The 18,532-nt window shown below is 51.2% G+C and carries 19 protein-coding genes, 1 tRNA gene and 2 pseudogenes; 7 read left to right on the top strand and 15 right to left on the bottom strand.

Translation table 11 applies throughout. The features are described from left to right. Nucleotides 1-483: 483 nt before the first annotated feature. Nucleotides 484-1,131: an endonuclease III domain-containing protein gene (locus KSO86_RS04090; RefSeq protein ID WP_216378823.1), complete on the bottom strand. Its 648-nt coding sequence runs from the start codon at nt 1,129-1,131 to the stop codon at nt 484-486. Nucleotides 1,132-1,881: 750 nt separating this feature from the next. Between KSO86_RS04090 and KSO86_RS04085 the strand changes: the two genes are divergently transcribed. Further along, the gene (locus tag KSO86_RS04085) at nt 1,882-2,367 is read left to right on the top strand and encodes a hypothetical protein (RefSeq protein ID WP_253280560.1); all 486 of its coding nucleotides are present in this window, start codon (nt 1,882-1,884) and stop codon (nt 2,365-2,367) included. Between the two features lie 81 nt (nt 2,368-2,448). On the opposite strand, the gene KSO86_RS04080 is transcribed toward KSO86_RS04085, so the two are convergent. From KSO86_RS04080 to KSO86_RS04050, 7 genes are all read right to left on the bottom strand, one after another. Then, complete coding sequence (locus KSO86_RS04080; protein WP_216431837.1) at nt 2,449-3,903, bottom strand: dihydrolipoyl dehydrogenase family protein; 1,455 nt, start codon at nt 3,901-3,903, stop codon at nt 2,449-2,451. 21 nt (nt 3,904-3,924) lie between these two features. Next, nucleotides 3,925-4,305 carry a DoxX family protein gene (locus KSO86_RS04075; protein ID WP_216378825.1) on the bottom strand — a complete coding sequence of 127 codons (381 nt, stop codon included), beginning with the start codon at nt 4,303-4,305 and terminating at the stop codon, nt 3,925-3,927. 208 nt (nt 4,306-4,513) lie between these two features. Continuing rightward, nucleotides 4,514-5,296 carry a DUF2705 family protein gene (locus tag KSO86_RS04070; protein WP_216378826.1) on the bottom strand — a complete coding sequence of 261 codons (783 nt, stop codon included), beginning with the start codon at nt 5,294-5,296 and terminating at the stop codon, nt 4,514-4,516. Next, the gene (locus tag KSO86_RS04065; RefSeq protein ID WP_253280561.1) at nt 5,293-6,129 is read right to left on the bottom strand and encodes an ABC transporter ATP-binding protein; all 837 of its coding nucleotides are present in this window, start codon (nt 6,127-6,129) and stop codon (nt 5,293-5,295) included. Before KSO86_RS04065 ends, KSO86_RS04070 begins: the two co-directional genes overlap by 4 nt. Nucleotides 6,130-6,135: 6 nt before the next feature. Next, nucleotides 6,136-6,465 carry a PLD nuclease N-terminal domain-containing protein gene (locus KSO86_RS04060; protein WP_216378827.1) on the bottom strand — a complete coding sequence of 110 codons (330 nt, stop codon included), beginning with the start codon at nt 6,463-6,465 and terminating at the stop codon, nt 6,136-6,138. A gap of 4 nt (nt 6,466-6,469) precedes the next feature. Beyond that, complete coding sequence (locus tag KSO86_RS04055; protein WP_216378828.1) at nt 6,470-7,168, bottom strand: DUF5808 domain-containing protein; 699 nt, start codon at nt 7,166-7,168, stop codon at nt 6,470-6,472. Further along, nucleotides 7,165-7,497 (bottom strand): PadR family transcriptional regulator, encoded by a 333-nt coding sequence (locus tag KSO86_RS04050; protein WP_216378829.1) that lies wholly within the window; start codon nt 7,495-7,497, stop codon nt 7,165-7,167. The genes KSO86_RS04055 and KSO86_RS04050 overlap by 4 nt, the downstream gene beginning before the upstream one ends. Nucleotides 7,498-7,966: 469 nt before the next feature. Between KSO86_RS04050 and KSO86_RS08745 the strand changes: the two genes are divergently transcribed. Beyond that, nucleotides 7,967-8,134, top strand: a complete 168-nt coding sequence (locus tag KSO86_RS08745; protein WP_436231478.1) for an HNH endonuclease — start codon at nt 7,967-7,969, stop codon at nt 8,132-8,134. A gap of 300 nt (nt 8,135-8,434) precedes the next feature. Here KSO86_RS08745 and KSO86_RS04040 read toward each other — a convergent pair whose 3' ends face one another. Then, entirely contained in the window at nt 8,435-8,593 is a 159-nt protein-coding gene (locus KSO86_RS04040; RefSeq protein ID WP_216378830.1) for a hypothetical protein, read from the bottom strand. A 620-nt stretch (nt 8,594-9,213) separates the two neighbouring features. Beyond that, nucleotides 9,214-9,588, bottom strand: a pseudogene (locus KSO86_RS08655) (SRPBCC family protein); the annotation flags it as partial. Between the two features lie 264 nt (nt 9,589-9,852). Between KSO86_RS08655 and KSO86_RS08600 the strand changes: the two are divergent. Then, nucleotides 9,853-9,978, top strand: a pseudogene (locus KSO86_RS08600) (methionine adenosyltransferase); the annotation flags it as partial. Between the two features lie 285 nt (nt 9,979-10,263). Here the strand turns inward: KSO86_RS08600 and KSO86_RS04030 are convergent. The 3 genes from KSO86_RS04030 to KSO86_RS04020 all read right to left on the bottom strand — a co-directional run bounded on the left by KSO86_RS04030 (nt 10,264) and on the right by KSO86_RS04020 (nt 11,873). Further along, a tRNA-Gly gene (locus KSO86_RS04030) sits at nt 10,264-10,337 on the bottom strand. Between the two features lie 100 nt (nt 10,338-10,437). Then, a complete protein-coding gene (locus KSO86_RS04025; RefSeq protein ID WP_366493417.1) occupies nt 10,438-11,133 on the bottom strand; it encodes a response regulator transcription factor in 696 nt (231 codons plus the stop codon). Further along, on the bottom strand, nt 11,130-11,873 hold the full coding sequence (locus KSO86_RS04020; protein ID WP_253280562.1) for a sensor histidine kinase: 744 nt from the start codon (nt 11,871-11,873) through the stop codon (nt 11,130-11,132). Before KSO86_RS04020 ends, KSO86_RS04025 begins: the two co-directional genes overlap by 4 nt. Before the next feature lie 126 nt (nt 11,874-11,999). Here KSO86_RS04020 and KSO86_RS04015 point away from each other — a divergent pair, with 126 nt between their 5' ends. Beyond that, on the top strand, nt 12,000-12,683 hold the full coding sequence (locus KSO86_RS04015; protein WP_216378831.1) for an ABC transporter ATP-binding protein: 684 nt from the start codon (nt 12,000-12,002) through the stop codon (nt 12,681-12,683). Beyond that, on the top strand, nt 12,680-14,074 hold the full coding sequence (locus KSO86_RS04010) for an ABC transporter permease family protein (RefSeq protein WP_216378832.1): 1,395 nt from the start codon (nt 12,680-12,682) through the stop codon (nt 14,072-14,074). The genes KSO86_RS04015 and KSO86_RS04010 overlap by 4 nt, the downstream gene beginning before the upstream one ends. Before the next feature lie 6 nt (nt 14,075-14,080). Here the strand turns inward: KSO86_RS04010 and KSO86_RS04005 are convergent, their stop codons facing one another. After that, a complete protein-coding gene (locus KSO86_RS04005; protein ID WP_216378833.1) occupies nt 14,081-14,458 on the bottom strand; it encodes a hypothetical protein in 378 nt (125 codons plus the stop codon). 156 nt (nt 14,459-14,614) lie between these two features. Here KSO86_RS04005 and KSO86_RS04000 point away from each other — a divergent pair, with 156 nt between their 5' ends. After that, the gene (locus tag KSO86_RS04000) at nt 14,615-16,474 is read left to right on the top strand and encodes a phosphoenolpyruvate carboxykinase (GTP) (RefSeq protein WP_216431834.1); all 1,860 of its coding nucleotides are present in this window, start codon (nt 14,615-14,617) and stop codon (nt 16,472-16,474) included. Nucleotides 16,475-16,614: 140 nt separating this feature from the next. Continuing rightward, nucleotides 16,615-17,400 (top strand): YdcF family protein, encoded by a 786-nt coding sequence (locus KSO86_RS03995; RefSeq protein WP_216378835.1) that lies wholly within the window; start codon nt 16,615-16,617, stop codon nt 17,398-17,400. Here the strand turns inward: KSO86_RS03995 and KSO86_RS03990 are convergent. Beyond that, a complete protein-coding gene (locus KSO86_RS03990) occupies nt 17,387-18,445 on the bottom strand; it encodes a CobW C-terminal domain-containing protein (protein ID WP_216378836.1) in 1,059 nt (352 codons plus the stop codon). The genes KSO86_RS03995 and KSO86_RS03990 overlap by 14 nt on opposite strands. Between the last annotated feature and the right edge of the window lie 87 nt (nt 18,446-18,532).

Below are 18,532 nucleotides of genomic sequence, written 5' to 3'. Positions count from 1 at the left end.
CTCCCAAAAATGCGCTTAATGCGGAACTGGACGCGTCGAGAATATCGAAAGGAGCGCCCACGTAGAGTCCCCAGATTTCTACACCGCATGCTAAGAGAAAAGCAAGTATGGCTAAAAACCAGGCAGAAAATACCCAGGAAGAGTGGTGAGTACGCTTAGTAAAGTGATATGTAAAGTAACCGCCGAGCGCAACTCCTAGGCCGCCAACAAGATTTGAGGCATGCAAGCTCAAAAAGAGCACAACAGGGTTGTGAAGCCAGTTGTTTTCGTCATGTAAAAAGGACCCGCGAAACCACCACAACGCAAAAAGTAGTGCCATTATTAGAGCGATAATAAGAGGTTTGTAGCTCATTCGTGGTTGGTTGCGCACAGATCTTACCTTTCCGGCGATACTGATAAATTGCTTCGATTATACATTTAGCCAGATGCTTTCGATAAAACTTTGTGATTCGGGTAAGTCTTCCGGCTGTTGTGATGGTCTGCTTAGTTAGGCTTAAAAGCTCCACGGACAAGGAGCGGGTATGCCTGTTCCCAGCCACCCAGTTGGCGCGCTCGTTTTCCGCCGTCGACGATGAGTCCGTGAAACTTTGCCAACTCCAAGGTGGAGAATCCGGCGTTAGTGACCATCGGATCTAGGGCGTGTCTGGCATGCGTATAGCTTCGATACTCCCCGTATCCGGCGGCTGCTAATAGCCGGCGGGCGTAGAGGTCGTAGATGAAAACCGGCCGATCATAGATGTAAAGCAAAAGATCGTCGGCTGTTTCCTCGCCAACTCCGTGAATCCGTAGTAGTTCTTCGCGTAGTTCAGGTGTGCTCAGATGCTTGGCGTGTTGATCGCGCTTGATGAACCAAGCGGTCAGTTCGTTGAGATAGCGTGTCTTGGCTTTGTAATATCCGCACGGGCGAATTAAGTCAGCCACTGTTTCGTCGTCGGCAGCTAAGAGGCGTTCGGGACATAGCAAACCCGCGTCGCGCACATTATCGATGGCAGACTCGACGTTGTGCCAGGAGGTATTTTGGGTCAGTATCGCGCCAACGGCGATCTCGAACCTGGATTCGCCCGGCCACCAGGTTCCAGCTGGTACCTGTATTTTCAAAAGCTCAAAGAGCTCACGCAGTGTAGGGCTCATTTTATTTCACCGTAATCTTGCCGACTCACTGTAAGTATATGGGAAATGGCGTTAGGTAAACCGGGTAATAGCACAAACTTCGGCGTATATGGCCTCAGTTTGCGCTATTACCGAGATTGGCTGTCGGGGCAGTGGTGTATCGGGTTGGGAGAAGAGACTGCTTGTGGACGGGAACGAGTGCTACTTCTATCGCAACGACTCGTGACAGGAGTTCTCTAGGAGTAGATTTTCCCAATCTTCTGGAAAACCGAGGAATAGTTGAAAAATGCCACAGGTAGAACCGCGTGTAATGAGCACCTTTGATACGTAAATCTGTGAAAGCTCGTAGCCAGGATTCCGGTTGTTGATCTCCCGTATGGAACGATTTTTGGTGATGTGCTTTCGAGATGACACGAGAAAGCTCCATGCGTCGCTGACTGTCAAAGTCATACAGACGCATAATACGTGTAAAGCCCATTTTTGGGCTGTATCCATGTGCGTAGCGAAATGGAGGGAAATAGGCGCAACAGGTGTTGTTAACGCTCAACTAGTATCGGACTAAGGAGGCGCGATATTTCTTCGTTTGCAAAGCTACATTAAGTCCAAGGGCGATACCGGCCTCGGAGTATTGGTAGCATTCTCTGACAATGTGGACTATGAAAGTGTCGAATACAGCGAGGAAGAAATTTCAGGGCTCGCTAAGGTTTTCTATATCAAACAGAAGGAACAAACCATTTTCGACTCCATAAATTCGCTGCTTATGCCAAACTGTTGACTCGGAAACTTCATATCGACGGTGACCCGGCTCCACACCTAGATGATGAGGTAACGCTGCAGTACTATCGCCTCCAATCAGTGTATGAAGGATCGATTAAACTCGAAGACGAGGTCGGAGAATTGACCAATTCGCCGAAGCTCGCCATGGCAACCGAGGATGAACGAGAGCGATTGTCGAAGATCCTTGACACGTTGAATGATCGATGGGGAACCGAGTTTACCAACATGGATAAAGTTCTCGAACAGGTGGCTGAGGACTTGGCTCAAGATGATGAGAATCTGTTGCGTGCGCACAACACGTTGGATTTATTCAAAATCGTCTATGACGAGAAGATGCCTAAAGTTATGCTCATCCCGGATGACGCAAAATCACGAATTCGCGATGAAGTATCTTTCAGACGCGATCTTCAAAGCAGACATCGATGGGATCTTATTGCCATTAATCCACGTCAGGCTCAACCGCCAAGATGTAGTTTCTGAATAATTATTAACTTGCGTTATGTGATGAGGCGGCTCAAAGCTTCATAGCTCTGAGCCGCCTCATTGCAGTTCTACTGGGCTTCACCGCAGCTCTACCGGGAACTCCTCAAGCAATCGCAGCCAAATTTCGGATGCGGTCGGATACGCAGGCACGGCATGGCGCAGAACTCGCACCGGCAATTCGCCGACGATAGCAACTGTGGCTGCGTGGAGAAGCTCGGCAACATCCGGGCCGACGAATGTTGCACCGAGTAGCGCGCCGGTGTGCGCATCTACGACGAGCTTGGCTTTGCCGTTCGCATCGTCACGTAACAGCTCAACTCCGGCAGCGGATGTGATCTCAACTTCGCTGGTGAGTACCTCGTGTCCCTGCTTTTGTGCTTGAGCTTCTGTCAGGCCAACCGATGCGACTTGCGGATCGGTGAACACGACCTGTGGAACAGGAACCTCTACATTTGGTGCGGTTTCTTGTGTGCCTGCGAGTTTCGCGCCGAGCACTCGCGCCTCATATTTGCCTTGGTGGGTGAGAGGTGCGCCGGTTCCGGCATCGCCAATGGTATGTAGCCACTCAGGAAGGTTTCCGTTCCGCACGTCATCCGGGGTAAGACCAACGGTGTCGAGTCCGACGTTAGCCACCGCCGGGCGCCGGCCTGTTGCGACAAGAAGCTCATCGGCATCGAGAGTTTTCACTGTGTCACCATCTGCGGAATGTGAACGGGTAACGACGTCGAGGTGTACGGTTCCGCCGTGAATATGCCCGATTTTTGGGTTCGGGTTCAATGCCGGATCGCGCTTAACTGCTATCACTTCAGCGTTCGTTAAGACTGTGATGCCCTGGTTTTCAAGGGATTCCTTAACGAATTGGCCAGCAAAAGGTTCAGAGCGATCCAGGAGTGACGATCCGCGCACAAGCATCGTGACCTTAGTGCCTAATGCTTGCATCCAGGTAGCGGCTTCTACTGCGACGACGCCACCGCCTACAATAACTAAACGATCTGGGACCTCAACGACTCCAGTTGCATCACGCGATCCCCAGGCATTCACACCTTGGTACATGTTTGGAATGACCGGCGTTGACCCGGTGGCCAGAACGACTGCAACGCGTGCCTCGACGGTGTAGGGTTCGGTGGTTTGAGGCTCATTAGCGGTTGTGCCGCCATCTACTGGCGTGATTTCAACCCGGCGTTCTCCCACGATACGTGCATGGCCGCGTGCCACTTCCAAGCCGGCGTCTTGTGCCCAGGTTATTTGGGAGCTGTCATCATATTCGCTCACCCATTCGTCACGGCGAGCCAACATGTCGCGCGCCTTGACACTCGCGCCGCTGACACCCTGCACGTGATCTGTTGTATGTGCTAGATCCACGGGGCGCAGGAGGGCTTTGCTTGGAATACATGCGTAGTAGGAACATTCGCCCCCAAACAGTTCCTTATCAACGAGGAGGACGGAGAGTCCGCCATCGTGGGCATATTGCGCCACATTTTCGCCTACCGGGCCGGCGCCAATAACAATGACATCAACTGTTTTATTACTCATATAATCACGCTATAACTGAAATCAGTGCTTCTGTTTGGCTTCAAGTACGCCAACGAGACCACCGATTGCGGCGAGGTTCTTAAAGAACTGGATCTGTTGCATACCTTTTGCCTCCGGAGCAGACTTCCAGAAAGGATGCCCGGCGAGCGTCGTCGGAACAAGAGCACCAACAAGGCCGAGCGCGGAAAGTTTCGGGAAAATGCCAAGAGCTAGTGCCGCGCCGGCGCCAACCATAACAGCTCCGTTTGCGCGAACCATGAGTTCAGCATTCTCGTGGCTAACCTCAATGCCAAGATCGGCCATGAAATCCTGTGTGATTTGTACGCGACCACCTGGCTTCTTGACGGAATCAAAACCCGCTGTGACAAAAATTCCAGACAAAAGAATCTGTGAAAGTTTCATTACTCCACCTAACTATTCAATACACTACGTAGGCATTAACCGAATGCTACTCGACGGCGTCGAGCACACACCTTAGAGTCACAGTAGCACTGTTGTGGTACGGTGCAGGTGCGTTTAAGGTGACAGTGAAATTCTCTGAGCAACTTCTCGTGTACTGCGGTGTTACAGGTTGTTCGTTTTCGCATGACAATCTGCCAGCTACGTGTGGTCAGCCCAGTTCTATGCGGTTGAAACGATGGATTGCTGCACTAGTAAGAAGTCCAATAAGAAGTGCGCTGGTGAGAATCGGCCAGAGCCATAGAGGGGCTGGAGCATTTTGTGCCAGTTGATCGGTGAGTTTTCCTAGACCCAGTGGGGTATAGTTTGCCGCTTTATCCCACATGCCAGCAATAGCTATAAAGAAATAGACTCCCAGTCCTACTATCAATGGAGAGCCGACGCCGCTTTTCCATGTGGTAGCAAGAACTTGGCATGCGTAGATGATGATCATCTGGAGTGCCCATACGAGAGTTGCCGTCAAAATAGGAAGATAAGGGGTCCCGGGAAAGAGAAGCAAGGTACCCAACCACATGAAAGTTGCCCCGAGGAATGCGAGGAAAACTGTCAATACCCATACAGTAAAAGTTGCCCAGCCCAAGTAATCGGATCTTCTCACGTTTCGGGTCAGGATGAATGGAATATCACCGCCAGAGGAGAGCCTAGCGCAAGAGAGGGCGTTGACGACGATGAACGCTAGGGATACGATCTGCGCGAGATTCTTCACCCACCCGGCGTAGGATTCTTGCCAAGATGGCTCTGGAAGGGAAGTGGCGAGAATATCGGACATCCCAGGACCGGCGAGAGTCTTCAAAAGTTCGGGTGCATGTTCCGTGATCAGTCCCTGTGTCGTAGCTAGGAAAGTTATCAGGAAGAATAGGATCCAGGTACCGGTAAACCGTAGCTGATAAGTAAAGTGATAACGCCAAATTGGAATAATCCGAGCAGATATCATTGGTGCCCTCCTTGCTCTTTCACAAGATTGTCAAATAGCTGCTCTAATCCGGTATTTTTCTTTGTCACCTGTATATGTGAATCGATGCTCTTTAGAGCTTCGATAACTCGCGTGCTATTAGCTGGTGATACTGTGATTTCTAAGTGTTCGTTAGTTCTTGGGCTCCCGTCCAATAGGCTAGGCAAGGGGCCTTGCGAAAGGAGTTTCCCATGGTGAAGAATTCCTATATGAGTACAGATATTCTCCACGTCGCTAAGAATGTGGGAAGAGAACATGACGGTGACGTGCTCAGCTAATTCACTCATGATAGCTAGTAGATTAACTCGGCCGAGCGGATCGAGAGCACTGGTTGGCTCATCCAAGATGAGGAGTTTGGGCGCATTGACGAGTGCGGCAGCTATACCTAGACGTTGTTTCATTCCCCGAGAGAAAGTCCCTACTTTTCCAGGTGCATTTTTCAGCCCAACGAGATCGAGCAAGTCGCTTGCCCGTTCAGCAGCAATATCGCTACTTATCCCATCTAGCCGAGCTAATGTAATCAGCGCATCGCGTGCTTTAAGCCAGGGACTGAGATTAGGCACATCGGGCAGGTATGAGACCCCTGGAAGTGGCGTAGGGGGAAGTGTGCCACGCTCAGTACCTAAAACCTGTGCTTTTCCGCTTGTAGCGGCAGCTAAACCAAGTAAAATCCGAATGGTTGTAGTTTTTCCAGCCCCGTTTGCTCCGATAAAACCATAGATAGATCCGTAAGGAACTTTAAGATTCACATCGCTGAGTACGCGGTTTATGCCATACGTTTTATTGAGATCTGTAGTTGAGATCGCCCATTCCATGATTGGCTACTTTCGGTATAAATTGCCAAGAACTGTCGATGAATTTTTACTGAGGTTCGAACCCGAAGTTGCCAGAGATTGTTGGAAGGTACGTTGTTGATCGAGCTCTCGTGTTTCCTTAATGTGGCAAATCAAGAAAATGATAGGGCCAATGAGTTGACCTAGTAAGATGATAATTGCCCATGCGAATCGAGATATTCCAACGACTTGTTCGCGTTTATCCGATGCCAAACGCACCAGCGCCCATATCATGAGGCAGAGTTGAATGACTGCCACAATACCAAGCGCGATAAGCGCGGAGTTTGGAAGTGTTGAAAGGGAATCGAAGAGATTCATTGTTTTAATCTTTCTTTCCGGTTTTATCTTGTAATTGCTTGTCAATATTTCGAAGAGCTACTTTGAGATAGGCGAGTTTTATACTCGCGCTGATTACCGCTGCAAGTAATGGGGCTGCTATAGGCAGAAATTGGCGCTGGCCTGGATGGGTAGCGCTCCTATTAGTAGCTATAAGCCCGACTGTGACCATCGAGGCAAAACCCAGTAGATCTGCGTGATGCCCGAGGCTTATGGCTACACGAGATTCCGTTTCGTGCCGTGCAATAAGACGTGGAAGAGTTGCTACTGCGCCCGTAGTTAGAAGCGCCGCGAATGCAACATTCCTACCTCGAGAGAATTTTTTGGGAAGTCCGCCTAGAGTCCAGCTTGTTGGCACAGACTCGTGTTGTGCCACCTTTGCTGCACTGGCGATCACTGCTAGGGCACTTGCAATCTGTGCCAGCGATACAGATTGGCGCACGGAGGTGGGAATAAAGTTGGAAAGATCGGGCAGGGAATCATCAGGACGAATCCATCCGGCTTTGACTGCGACTGCGCCCAGATTGAGGCTCCAACCTAGACCGTAGTGTCGAGGCACAAAAAGATTAGGGTTTTCTGGTTCAAACGTGTCAAGAATTGCGTCTGCCTGCCCCTCCCACAGTTTCGAAAGTGGAAGTCCTAAAAATCTTTTGGTTTCATCCTCGTCTTTTCCAAACCATTTCATCGATTGCCGTCCTTTGTTCTGGTTGTTTTGATAATTGCCTGATTCAATAGATCCCACTCTTCTTTAAGCTCGTTCAGTCGCCTTGTTCCGGTAGAGGTGAGTTCATAACGTTTCCGAGGAGGGCCAACGGGAGATTCTTCCCACGATGTTTTCACTAGCTGCGTTTTACGTAACCGCGCAAGTAGTGGATATAGAGTGCCAGACGACACGACCACTCCTGCTTCTGTGGTGAGACGTTCGAGGAGTTGGCCGCCATAGGATGCAGAAGAGTCAAGCAAGCCAAGTACAACTAATTCGATAGCGCCTTTGCGCAACTGTGACTCAGACATTATTCCTCCTTGCCTAACATAGTAGCTTGTAATGCATACTAGTATATAGGGGCAGTTACATAATTTCAAGGAAATATGCTTTCTAGGACTGTTGAACACCAAATTCTTATAGCAGGTGTACAGGTTATGAGGAGCGCGTGGTGAAGTGGTTTTAGCGCTGTGTCCGAGGGGGTGAAAATGTTTTGGCGGCATGATCGTGAAAAGGCCCAACGTGGGCTTGACGATGTCAAGCAACAGATGTCAGCTAATCCGCTTTCTGATGATTGGCTTCGCTAAAAGACCTTGAATTATTTTAGCCTTAACCCTAACAATGTCAGTTAAACCACTGTCTCCATATTTGTATCAGGATTGTCCTAAGCTATCTCACGAGCGTTTTTATCAAACGCATGCCAAGGCTGAGGATAAACGTTACCGGCCCTACTAAAGGGAGCCGAAAGCTAACAAGCGTTACGGGTCGAGGCGGAAAAAGATCCGCGCTACCTACGTCGCAGCCCACCCGCTGTGCGAGGGCTGCCTTGAAGGTGGGTGTCACGCGCCGGTGCAGGAAGTTCACCATGTTCTCCCGCGGGAATATGGCTGCACCCGCGACTTTGATAATCTTCGTTTGCTGTGCAATTGTAAAAAGATCAAGAATTAACTCAGCGAAGAAAGTCGACAAGTTGCCTACGGGAGGTACTTTTGAGATTGAGTGTTATTTCCCAGAGCTTAACGATCAGCGTAGTCAGGTAGATGCCCAGTTAATGCAGAATTCTTCTGATAATGGCAAGTTTGAAGTTGAAAAGTTTGGTATGACTCAGGGTATTTCAAGTCAGATGTGCTTGTTCAATGGTCTAATTAAGTCATTGAAAAAATGTAATTAATTGAAACTAAAGTATGTCCGTGTTAGTGTTGTGGGACACAATGAAAACGGTGGGGTGGGGTGGAGTGTTTAAGAAATTCAAGGGATTAAAGCGGCGGTAACTGCAGTAATAATGTTGTTTGCTGCTTCGCCTGCAATGGCAGTCGATGACAGTGCGGAAGTGATCCAAGGAACTGTGCTTGAAGATGGTTCTGATGTTGTTCCGGTTGGCCGAAGTGAGTCCATTGAAAAGATCATCGAACAAACTCAATCCGTGCGTCTTGGCGGAACCCTTCATAGAACTGGGAGTAGAATATGATGTTTTCGCCGTATAGTCACGTATGGTTTCGTGATGCATTGATGTTGGTTGTCGTAACAGTCTTAATGCTCCTGATTAGTTACTTTGTTTTTGATATTTTCCCGTGGCAAGCGGCCTTGACCATGTTCTGTATTGCCCTGGTAGGTTTTGTCATTGGAATCGTCCTTAGAATGCGAGAGAACAAAAAATAAGGGCTCTAAAACGGAATTGTCCGATATGGTAAACTGCCTACTTTGGACATACCTTTGCTACGAAGCTTCCGAATCGTAGTGTGATGTGCGTGCGCATCGGCAAGATAATCTTAATGTGAGCGCGACGTAAAAACGTATCTACAACGGAGGATTTGCGTCCACGGAAGCGAATGACAAAAAGGCATTTTAGGACTTGCTCAACGGATGGCATCGAGCAACGATCTCAGTTGTTGGTAGCCTATTGACCCGATTAAAGCGCAGATGGTAGCAGGATGTTGCTTTCTATTGTGGGGTGTAGCTATCGATGTTCAAGGAAAACTAAGTTTGCCGGGAAAAGTACAGGTTATATCGGATGACAAAAGGTGGCTCTAGTTGTAACGCGATTGCAGTTCAGCTTGTAGGTCGCGGAAATATTGGGCTTGATAGGCAGTGAGGAATCGTCTCGCTAGCCAGTTCGGTACTAGCCTGTTTCGAAGGCGTACGCTCTCTACGAATCTGACTCGGCAGCCACCATCTTCTTTTGTTTCGAAGGCGCCCTGCCATGTACCAGTCAAGGCTGGTGAATCCATGTGGAATTCCCAGATATAGGGTTCTTCGAGTCGGGTTATGCGAAACCTTAGGGGATTTCCCTTTTTCGGAGTCTCGCTAAATATGTGTTCACCAATGATCGTGCAATCAGATAGATCGCTGCGCCATTGCCAGTTCGTTAAATCCGTGACGACCTGCCAGATCTGTGAGGGAGTATAGGGAACTTCTTCTTCTCAAACTACAACTACCTTTCCCATATCTACCTACCTTTATTCATCACTGTCTACTGTACTGGAGGACGTCGTATGGTTCGTGACGGAACAAACCGCTTGGTGCTGATCTTGTCTATCGAGAGACGTGGCAGTGGCTAGACGCGTGCTACGTGCACGAGTGATTAATCGGGTGTAGCTCCGGGGATAGCGTGATGGAGTAGCTGCTGAAAGCCCGATCTTAACAACCGTTGATTTTTATGTTCCTATGGGAAGGCCGACCCGGTTGCGTTCACGATCGACACTCTTGGCACGGGTGAGTACTGCGATGAGATTCTCATCCAGGATGCATGCGAGATGTTCCCGCTACGTCCTGGTGCGATTATTGATGCGCTTAGAAAGGCGATGAGCGCTTTACTCTAAATTTTTCGCCAAATATTTCGAGTAGGTTGTTTTGATGGAAGGAAGTGGCTTGTTATAGCGGTTTCATGAGTGTTCTACTCGAAATCTACTCTGTCATTATTGTTTCGAGTAGGTTTCGAGTAGCTATTTGCAGACCATGATCTGACAGTATTCTCGCAGAATTTGCGCGACGCACTATACACCCGCTAGCACAAAGGATTTTCTTGACCCCTTTGGGGCATACACGCCAACACCGTTTTATCATTATCAAGCGTCTAGTGGAGCGGGCGACGGGAATCGAACCCGCCTCTGCAGCTTGGGAAGCTGCCATTCTACCGATGAACTACGCCCGCAGTGGCGAAAGCCAACGACTTAACTATACACATTCGCGCCCCGTTCGTCACCTTGAGGAAGACACCTCGAGTCACGCTCAGTCACGTCACCTTGTAAGAGTCACCGTGACGCGGCGCCCGTTCCGCCTGTTTCGGTTAGATAGGTCAGCACCGCGCGCACCCGGCGGTTTTCTTCGCCCGGCGCCAGCCCGAGTTTACTGAAAATATTTGCCACGTGTTTGGATACGGCTGCCGCGGATAAAAACAAGTCCGCCTGGATCTGCGCATTGGACAGTCCGCGCGCCATAAGCTCAAGGACTTCGCGCTCGCGGGGCGTGAGCGCCGCGAGCGCGGTAGACCGGCCACGGATGAGCCCAGCAGCAACTTCTGGATCGACGACGACGCCTCCGCCAGCAACCATATCCAGCGAGGTGACGAAGTCGGCCACTTGAGAGACGCGCTCTTTGAGTAAATATCCGATCCCACCGCGGGCCATTCCGTGCGCCGAGCCAAACAACGATTGAGCATAGGCGGGTGCAACATATTGCGATAACACCATCACAGCCAGGTTGGGATAGATACAGCGCAGTTCGTCGGCGGCACGTAGGCCATCATCAGTCATCGTCGGCGGCATGCGCACATCAGTAAGAACGACGTCGATCTGCCCGCCGTCGTCGATAATCTTCCGCACCCCGGACACAAGTTCGGGGGCAGAACTAGCCTCGCCAACAATCTCATAACCCACGCGCTGCAAAATACCGGAAAGTCCGGCACGCATCAGGGCGGCATCGTCGGCAATAAAAATTGTGCGGGTCACTGGTTTTCTCCTGAGTGTAGAACGATACTTGATTCGCCGGTGCGTAAGAGTAGCGGGATTTTTCCGGTTATTTTCGTGGGGCCGCCGGCAGGGGATACGACGTCGAGTGTTCCACCGAATGCGGCGAGCCGTTCGCGCATTCCGGCAAGCCCGTGCCCGCTACTTAGCTGTGCTCCACCTGGCCCGGTATCAACGACCGATACGTGCAGGTATTCGTCGGCAGCAAGCATAACCGTAGCCTCAGCGTTTGGTGCATATTTTGCAGTGTTCGTGAGTGCTTCAGCCACCAAGAAGTAGGCCGTAGCAACTACGCCTTCGGGCAGATCCGGGAGCATATGGGGGACGACGACGCGCACCGGCAGCTCACTGCGTTCAGCAATATCGCGTACGGCAGCTGCTAATCCCATGTCAGACAGTAGCTTAGGGTGAACATTGTTGACCGTTGCCCGCAAAGCTGCCAATCCTTGCTGGTTAGCGGTTTTTGCGCGAGCTATTATCTCTGGCAGATCAGCCAGTTCGGCAGGCAAATCGCCGGCCAGTGTGACAATGAGTTCGAGTTCGCCGAGCGCCATTCCGGTAGCAACAAGGTATTGTTGGGCACCGTCGTGCAGGTCGCGCTCGATTCGGCGGCGTTCTATTTCGAACGCTTTGACGATTTCGCGGCGCGATTCGGTTAGGTGTGCGATTTCCTGGGCGTACGACGTCGAACGCATAGAAAATAGCCGGCGAAGAAAACTCATACTAGTAATATTAGCGGGTGGAAGCTGGCTCAACCGCCGCAGAAGCGAATGGTAGGGCTAGCTCTACCTCAAAAATGGGAGGTAGCACCATGGTGCTCGCTACCGTCAGCCGGGAAAATAGGAACCATGAACGAAATGAATCTCCGCGGTCGCGGTTTAATGAAAACATACGGTGACGTCCACGCGTTGGCGGGCGTCGATATTGATATCAAGCACGGCGAGCAGGTGGCTATTATGGGCCCGTCTGGTTCCGGAAAATCAACACTGCTTCACGTGCTGTCGGGTATTTTGCAGCCAGATGAAGGCCAGGTGGAACTCGGGGAACTGTCGATCTCGTCGATGTCAGATGCTAAGCGCTCGGAACTGCGACGCTCGAAACTCGGTTTCGTGTTCCAAGATGGACAGCTAGTGCCGGAGTTGACGGCTCGCGAGAATGTGGCTTTCCCGCTGTTGCTTACTGGAGTCTCCCGGCGCAAGGCGTTAAAAACCGCGGAAACGTGGTTGGAACGGCTCGGGGTGCGGTCGCAAGCTGCTAAACGCCCAGGGGAGATGTCTGGCGGTCAGGCACAGCGCGTGGCTATTGCGCGCGCACTTGTTCACGATCCGGCGATTCTATTTGCTGACGAACCAACGGGCGCACTCGATCAGGCAACCGGTCATGAAGTGATGCAGTTGTTGACCGCTACCGCAAAAATGAACGGCACGACCTTGGTGGTTATCACCCACGATACCCAGGTGGCCTCGTGGTGCCAGCGTTTGGTGGAAATCCGTGACGGTTTGATTCACTATGACGGGGCGGTGTCACGATGAAGTCGCTGTCTTTAGCTGCGATGCTGACGCGTGCCCGATTAGGCGCGCGCACTGGCAGCGGTATTTTGGATGTGTTTGCGGTTCTTGCGTTTGCGGTGTCATCATGGCTGACATTGACCACGTTGGGTGGCGTCTTCATGTTCCAATCACGTGTTGGAGCGATCAACCAGGCTGTTGCGACGGCGTTCCATAGCGATGTGCGCTATGAGTCGATTGGCGAAGTCTACGCAGCATTTTCTGTTATCGCGTTGGCATTGCTGACGATCCCGCTGTTATCGCTCGGTTCAGGTGCCGCTCGGTTAGGTGCTGGTGGCCGGGAACGCCGCCTAGCATCGCTACGCCTGATGGGCATGAGTGCCAGCCAAGTCTTGGTGATGTCGATTGTGGAAAGTGTTTTGCAGGCGACGATTGGCTATGTAGCAGGTTTGGCTGTTTACTTGGCAACTTTGCCGGCTTGGTCTCAGCTCACCTTTGGCACGTTGCCGATTAGTACGGGACATATGTTGCTTCCCTGGTGGATGCTGTTGGCAGCTTATGGTCTTATGTTGTTTATTGCTAGTATTTCAACGGTTGTTGGCCTGCAGCGGGTAACCATTTCGCCACTGGGAGTTGCACATCGCGTTATCCCAACGAATGTGAAAATGTGGCGTTTAGCTGTTTTAGGCGTGGCGTTGGCTCTATTGTTGTATATGACAGCAACCTTCTCACCAAGCTCGGTTGATGTCGGTCAAGTTCTTTCTATCGGTCTCGCCGTGGTGATCTTCTTTGGCGGTTTGGCCTTGGCCGGCCCGCTGTTTATTCAGCTGACGATGCGACCACTAGTTTTCACTGGTTCGCCGGCACGGTTAATCGGTATTCGCCGGGTGGTTTCGCATTCGCGGGCGGCGTGGCGCAATATCAGTGCGGTGGCACTCATGGGCGCGGTAGCAACATTGGTTTCCACAATGACCATTGTTTCGTTAGATGCATCGGTTGATGATCAGGCGCATTCGTATGTGGAATTGGTGGCTCACGATATCCCGCAAGGCGTTCTGATTGCGTTTGCTTTTGCCTTGATTATCGGTGCGGTATCGACGATGATTCACCAAGTCTCTGATGTTTTTGACCGCAGTGATGAAACCCGTGCGCTGGTGTATGTTGGCACGCCCGTCTCGACGCTCATTCGCGCCCGGTTTATTCAGGTGATGTATCCGTTGCTTGCTGTGTTGGTGATCGTGGTTGGGCTGTCATTTGTGCCTTCGCTAACGCATCCGGCATTGGTGAAGTGGGAAAACATGGTTGCGTTGTTGACGATGGTCGGTTTGGGTATCGGGTTGACGTTCGCTGCGGTGGCAGTAACGATTCCGATCCAGCACCGGATTTTATCGGCGCGGGTACGCCGCAACGATTAGTCTCCGTTAGTCAGATTTGGTGGCGCCGGTGTCAAGCTGGCGCCACTGAATTTTTATTCCCGGCGTTGCAGTGAGTTTTTCGAAGAGTTCGTCTGCGCCGTCGCAGATCGCGTCGGCTACGTCTTCGCCACCGGAAACAATATCAGCGACGACGGCGTGTGGCTCAGATTCGCTGACGTTGGGGTATATTGCCCATCCGCCACGCCCGGCTACACCGTTCTCATCATGTTGTAGGGAGCGGATGAAAGATGTGAATGCGGTGCGTAGCACGGCAGCATCAGAGTGCGAGATGATGGCTCGAAGTGTCCGCGTATAGCTTGGGGGCTGGGTCCAGAGCCAATCGTAGTCGGGCACGTAGGGGCGTGATTGGTGTTGGTTTTTCATGGGTATCCTCTCGCGTATATCGGTACGAGTAGTCTATCTGTTTCTTTGGTCCTGTATTAATGACCCGCAATAGGATAAGCTGTTCAACAAGCGCAAATAAAAATGTTCGAGTGTGACGAATAATTTGCGTTTATCCGCTAATGAAAGGGGAAACAGATGACTGTTTCGGAAATCCTCCAGGCTGCGGGCCTGAAAAATTCAGCCGTTGAAGAATACGTTGCGTATTGGGCTGACATCACCCAGCCAGATAATATTGAGGTGATTAGCGCTTCTGATGATGAACGTATAGTAAACGAAGCGTTAGCTGCGGGAGAGATCTTCCCAGCCGGTGAAGACCGTTATTACTCCCGTTCCTATTACAAGGACACAGCTCGGTCCGAAGAGCGTACCGTCGTCGCTACTCATCGTCCAACCGATGCTGGTGTCTACAACAACTGGCGTGACGCTAGTGAAGTAACTAAAACTCAAATCGAGCATATGCGCGGCGCATCACGCGGCAAGACCATGTACGTGGTTCCTTACTTGATGGCCCCAGTTGGTTCGCCACTTGCAAAATATGCTCTCGGAGTTGAATTAACTGACAACCGTACGGTTGCGATCCACATGATTCGGATGGCTCGCGTCGGCGTTGAATATCTCAATGACTTAGAAGACCCATCGATGTTTGTCCGGGCTGTCCACGTCACTGGTGATTTGGAAAATCTCGGTCAAGGCACCGATGACGATCAGCGACTGTTTGCGACCGTTGCTGACGAGCGCACAATCTTGCACTACGGATCTTCCTACGGCGGCAATGCACTGTTGGGTAAAATCGCTCACGGCTTGCGCCAAGGATCATTCGATGGCTGGTTCTCCGGTGAATTCCTCGGTGAACAATTCATGCTTATCGGTATTAAGGATAAGCAAGAAGATCGGACCTACTACGTTTGCGGCGGCTTCCCGTCGGCATCCGGTAAGACCAATCTAGCTATGATGCTTCCACCAGAAGCACTCGGCGATCGCTACGAAGTATTCTTCTATGGCGACGATATCGTTTGGCTCCGCGTGGATCCAAAGGATGGTCGCCTCTACGGAATGAATCCAGAGTTCGGCGCATTTGGCGTGGCTAAGGATACCAACTGGGACACCAACCCAACTGCAATGGAATCATTGGCTCCTGGAACTCGCACCCTCTTTACGAACGTGGCCTACAATCCACAAACGGAAGAACTGTGGTGGGAAGGCAAGACCCCAGAATATCCAGAAGACGTTGCTGGCTGGCTTGATTGGAAGGGCGAACCAATCGCGGATCGTCCCGCTGAACGTCAACGCTCTGAGGCTAAGGGTGACGAATGGGCACATCCTAACTCCCGTTTCACCACAACACTGTCGAACGTGCCAAACGTTGCTCCAGATTATGATGTACCATCAGGCGTTCCGATTGATGCCATTATCTTTGGCGGTCGTGTAGCTGATCGCGAGCCACTTATTCGTGCAATTACCGATATTGCTGAAGGCGTCTACGACGGTTTAACCATGGGCGTTCAAGCTACCTTCGCGGCTGAAGGTAAAGAAGGCGTTTTGCGCTATGATCCAATGTCTATGCGTCCATTTATGTCTTACCCAGAAGGCGATTATGCGGCTCACTGGATGAAGATCATCGGCGAAGCAAAGGATACTCCAATCTTTGCTCACGTGAATTGGTTCCAACGCGATCCAGAAGACGGCCATTTCCTGTGGCCTGGATACCGCGATAACCTTCGTGCGCTCCTATGGCTACTGGAACTTAAAGACGGTCGTGTGAAGGGAACTCAAACACCAGTTGGTATTGTGCCAACCATCGACGAGCTTAACCTTGACGGTTTTACTGGTTCTCGCGAAGACCTTGCGGAAATCTTGCGCATCGATCCGGAACTCTGGGTTCGTGAGTTGCAAGCACGCCGTGAGCATCTCGAACAGTTCGATCATCTCCCACAAGAGATTTGGGACGCGCATGAGCGAGTGGCCAAAGCAGTTGTAGAGCTATCGCAGAAGTAGTCACCATCTGACTATCACGTTTTATGCCACCAGCGGGACTGTGTTCTTTTGAACGCAGTCCCGCTGCTTGCGTCGGCTAGGATATATGAACACATATTTTTATGAGTTGTAATGTTAGCGGGTGCAAGGGGTGATGAAGAATGGCTTATGTGTTGGAACTGCTGTGTGTGAGCAGTGCAGTTGCTCTGGTGTTGTTTGGGCTTGAGCGATTGCGTTCACCGCGCTATCGAAAGTGGGCGGCAAGGTTCATCGTTGCTGGCATAGTAGCTTCATGGTTAGCAAGTATCATTCATGGGCTACGGGCTGGTGGTATCGCTTGGGCTTATGCGGCCGGGGTAGGGGTTGTGCTCCTTGAGTTTCTTGTTTTTCTTTTTATGGTGGTTCATCGCGGACGACGTCGTCCCGATGGGCCACTAGATGTCGTCGTTGTCCTGGGAGCTGGCTTGCTTGGCACTAAGGTGACACCGTCGCTGGCTCGTCGCTTAGACGCTGGAATTGCGGTTGCTCGTACAAGCGGTGCACGCACGGTGTTGTGCTCAGGTGGTAAAGGCGCTGACGAAGTGATTTCGGAAGCTGAGGCGATGAGCCGTTACATTGGACAACAGGCACCAGATACCTTCACTGTTCTCCAGGAAGATCGCTCGACGACGACGAACGAGAACATATCCTTTAGCGCTCCGATCATAGACCGGGTTTTCGGTCCGAGCGCCAAGGTCGGAATCGTCAGCAGTGACTATCACATGATTCGAGCCGGTTTACTGGCCCGGCGGATGAGTTTGCCGTGGGCGACATTCGGGGCCCGCACGTCTGTTCTCGCATTGCCGACGGCGGTAGTGCGAGAATTTGCTGCGCTGGTAAAAATGTATTGGTATTGGGAAGCTATCATCGTCGGCATTGCTGTGGGTTTAGCAATTACCCTTCAATAACGTTGGTGCCTAGCCACTGATCTAGTCCGTCGTCTGCCTCAGCGAACAACATGTCCTCGTCTGTTGCGAGAGCCTGAGAAAAGGCTTGGGAGATAGCATCTCTTGTTGTGTTATCTCCGATTCCCACAATGACAATATGTGTCTGCGCATCGGCAGGTGTATCCCATGAACCGGCGGACGATATGGCTACAGAGCCGCCGAGGGCGTCCCATGAACAGATCGTTGTTGGCCGTGATGCCAGCCAGAAACAACCGCGTGCACATACTCCGTATTCGCCCAGCTGTTCTGCAAAACCGAATAGACGATCTGGATGGAATGCCCGCTGAGACGTGAGATCCAGTGTCCACGTCCCGTGCCCGTCGGGTCCGCCCCAGGCCTGAATCGTGGCTGGATGGATACGTTCTAGGGCATCTTCTGGACTATGAACGAGTGATCGAGCTATGGCAAGGATATTGTCTTCGAACGGGTCGGCAAGCAACGTATCGTGGGCGCGTAGATGCTCGACTAGCTCGCCACCTGCACTATCATGATCTCCGGTGAGCAAAATAAGGTCTGCATAACCAAGATTGAGTGCGTGTATTTCAGCTAAGCAGCGTTCATCATCTGGGGTTAAGTTAGATCCATGATCGCTGAGGGGCATGTGTGTTAAGAGTTCAGCAGGAGCGTTCGTCGCGTCAATGCTGTGCATGACTGCACCCAGGATGATATGCCGTTCTGCTAGGTCGTTGTGCAATCCGGGGCATAGGTGTGCGAGTTCAATTCCGGCAGGCAAGAACAAGAACGTTTCAGGTGTATTAAGACTGTCTACAAAAGTAGTCATTGCTACGCGGATTGCGCACGTGATGCACGTTCCAGTGAGTTCAGTGCGGAAGGTCTTCCCGGAAACAGATGTGAATAGGGCAGTTCCGATTTGCGGGGCTACGTCGTCGCCAAAAATCACTTGTGTTTGCCATGTGTTGTCAGGATTCGCGTTTAAAGCCAAGCTAAGCAGATCCGTCAGTAACTGGTTGGTGCTGGAAATGACGTGGAGCGTGCGCGTAGTCATAGTGTCCTTTCGATCAGTGCACTTGCCTTAATGAGAACTATTCTCTATTATGGCAGAGTAATTAGATGAGAACAATTCTCAAGAGGT

Origin of the sequence: Arcanobacterium phocae (assembly GCF_018913465.1) — a bacterium.
Taxonomy (GTDB): Bacteria; Actinomycetota; Actinomycetes; order Actinomycetales; family Actinomycetaceae; genus Arcanobacterium; species Arcanobacterium phocae_A.
Note: the sequence above shows the minus strand (reverse complement) of the source record. Positions and strands in the feature narration are given on the sequence as shown.

Excerpts from the sequence above, each read along its gene's own strand:
- KSO86_RS04010 (WP_216378832.1), top strand. The coding sequence starts at position 12,680 with ATGAAGTCGCTGTCTTTAGCTGCGATGCTGACGCGTGCCCGATTAGGC.
- KSO86_RS04040 (WP_216378830.1), bottom strand. The coding sequence starts at position 8,593 with ATGATCTTTTCAATGGACTCACTTCGGCCAACCGGAACAACATCAGAA.
- KSO86_RS03990 (WP_216378836.1), bottom strand. The coding sequence starts at position 18,445 with ATGACTACGCGCACGCTCCACGTCATTTCCAGCACCAACCAGTTACTG.
- KSO86_RS04065 (WP_253280561.1), bottom strand. The coding sequence starts at position 6,129 with ATGGAATGGGCGATCTCAACTACAGATCTCAATAAAACGTATGGCATA.
- KSO86_RS03995 (WP_216378835.1), top strand. The coding sequence starts at position 16,615 with ATGGCTTATGTGTTGGAACTGCTGTGTGTGAGCAGTGCAGTTGCTCTG.
- KSO86_RS04000 (WP_216431834.1), top strand. The coding sequence starts at position 14,615 with ATGACTGTTTCGGAAATCCTCCAGGCTGCGGGCCTGAAAAATTCAGCC.
- KSO86_RS04015 (WP_216378831.1), top strand. The coding sequence starts at position 12,000 with ATGAACGAAATGAATCTCCGCGGTCGCGGTTTAATGAAAACATACGGT.
- KSO86_RS04080 (WP_216431837.1), bottom strand. The coding sequence starts at position 3,903 with ATGAGTAATAAAACAGTTGATGTCATTGTTATTGGCGCCGGCCCGGTA.
- KSO86_RS04090 (WP_216378823.1), bottom strand. The coding sequence starts at position 1,131 with ATGAGCCCTACACTGCGTGAGCTCTTTGAGCTTTTGAAAATACAGGTA.
- KSO86_RS04060 (WP_216378827.1), bottom strand. The coding sequence starts at position 6,465 with ATGAATCTCTTCGATTCCCTTTCAACACTTCCAAACTCCGCGCTTATC.
- KSO86_RS04005 (WP_216378833.1), bottom strand. The coding sequence starts at position 14,458 with ATGAAAAACCAACACCAATCACGCCCCTACGTGCCCGACTACGATTGG.
- KSO86_RS04075 (WP_216378825.1), bottom strand. The coding sequence starts at position 4,305 with ATGAAACTTTCACAGATTCTTTTGTCTGGAATTTTTGTCACAGCGGGT.
- KSO86_RS04020 (WP_253280562.1), bottom strand. The coding sequence starts at position 11,873 with ATGAGTTTTCTTCGCCGGCTATTTTCTATGCGTTCGACGTCGTACGCC.
- KSO86_RS04055 (WP_216378828.1), bottom strand. The coding sequence starts at position 7,168 with ATGAAATGGTTTGGAAAAGACGAGGATGAAACCAAAAGATTTTTAGGA.
- KSO86_RS04050 (WP_216378829.1), bottom strand. The coding sequence starts at position 7,497 with ATGTCTGAGTCACAGTTGCGCAAAGGCGCTATCGAATTAGTTGTACTT.
- KSO86_RS04070 (WP_216378826.1), bottom strand. The coding sequence starts at position 5,296 with ATGATATCTGCTCGGATTATTCCAATTTGGCGTTATCACTTTACTTAT.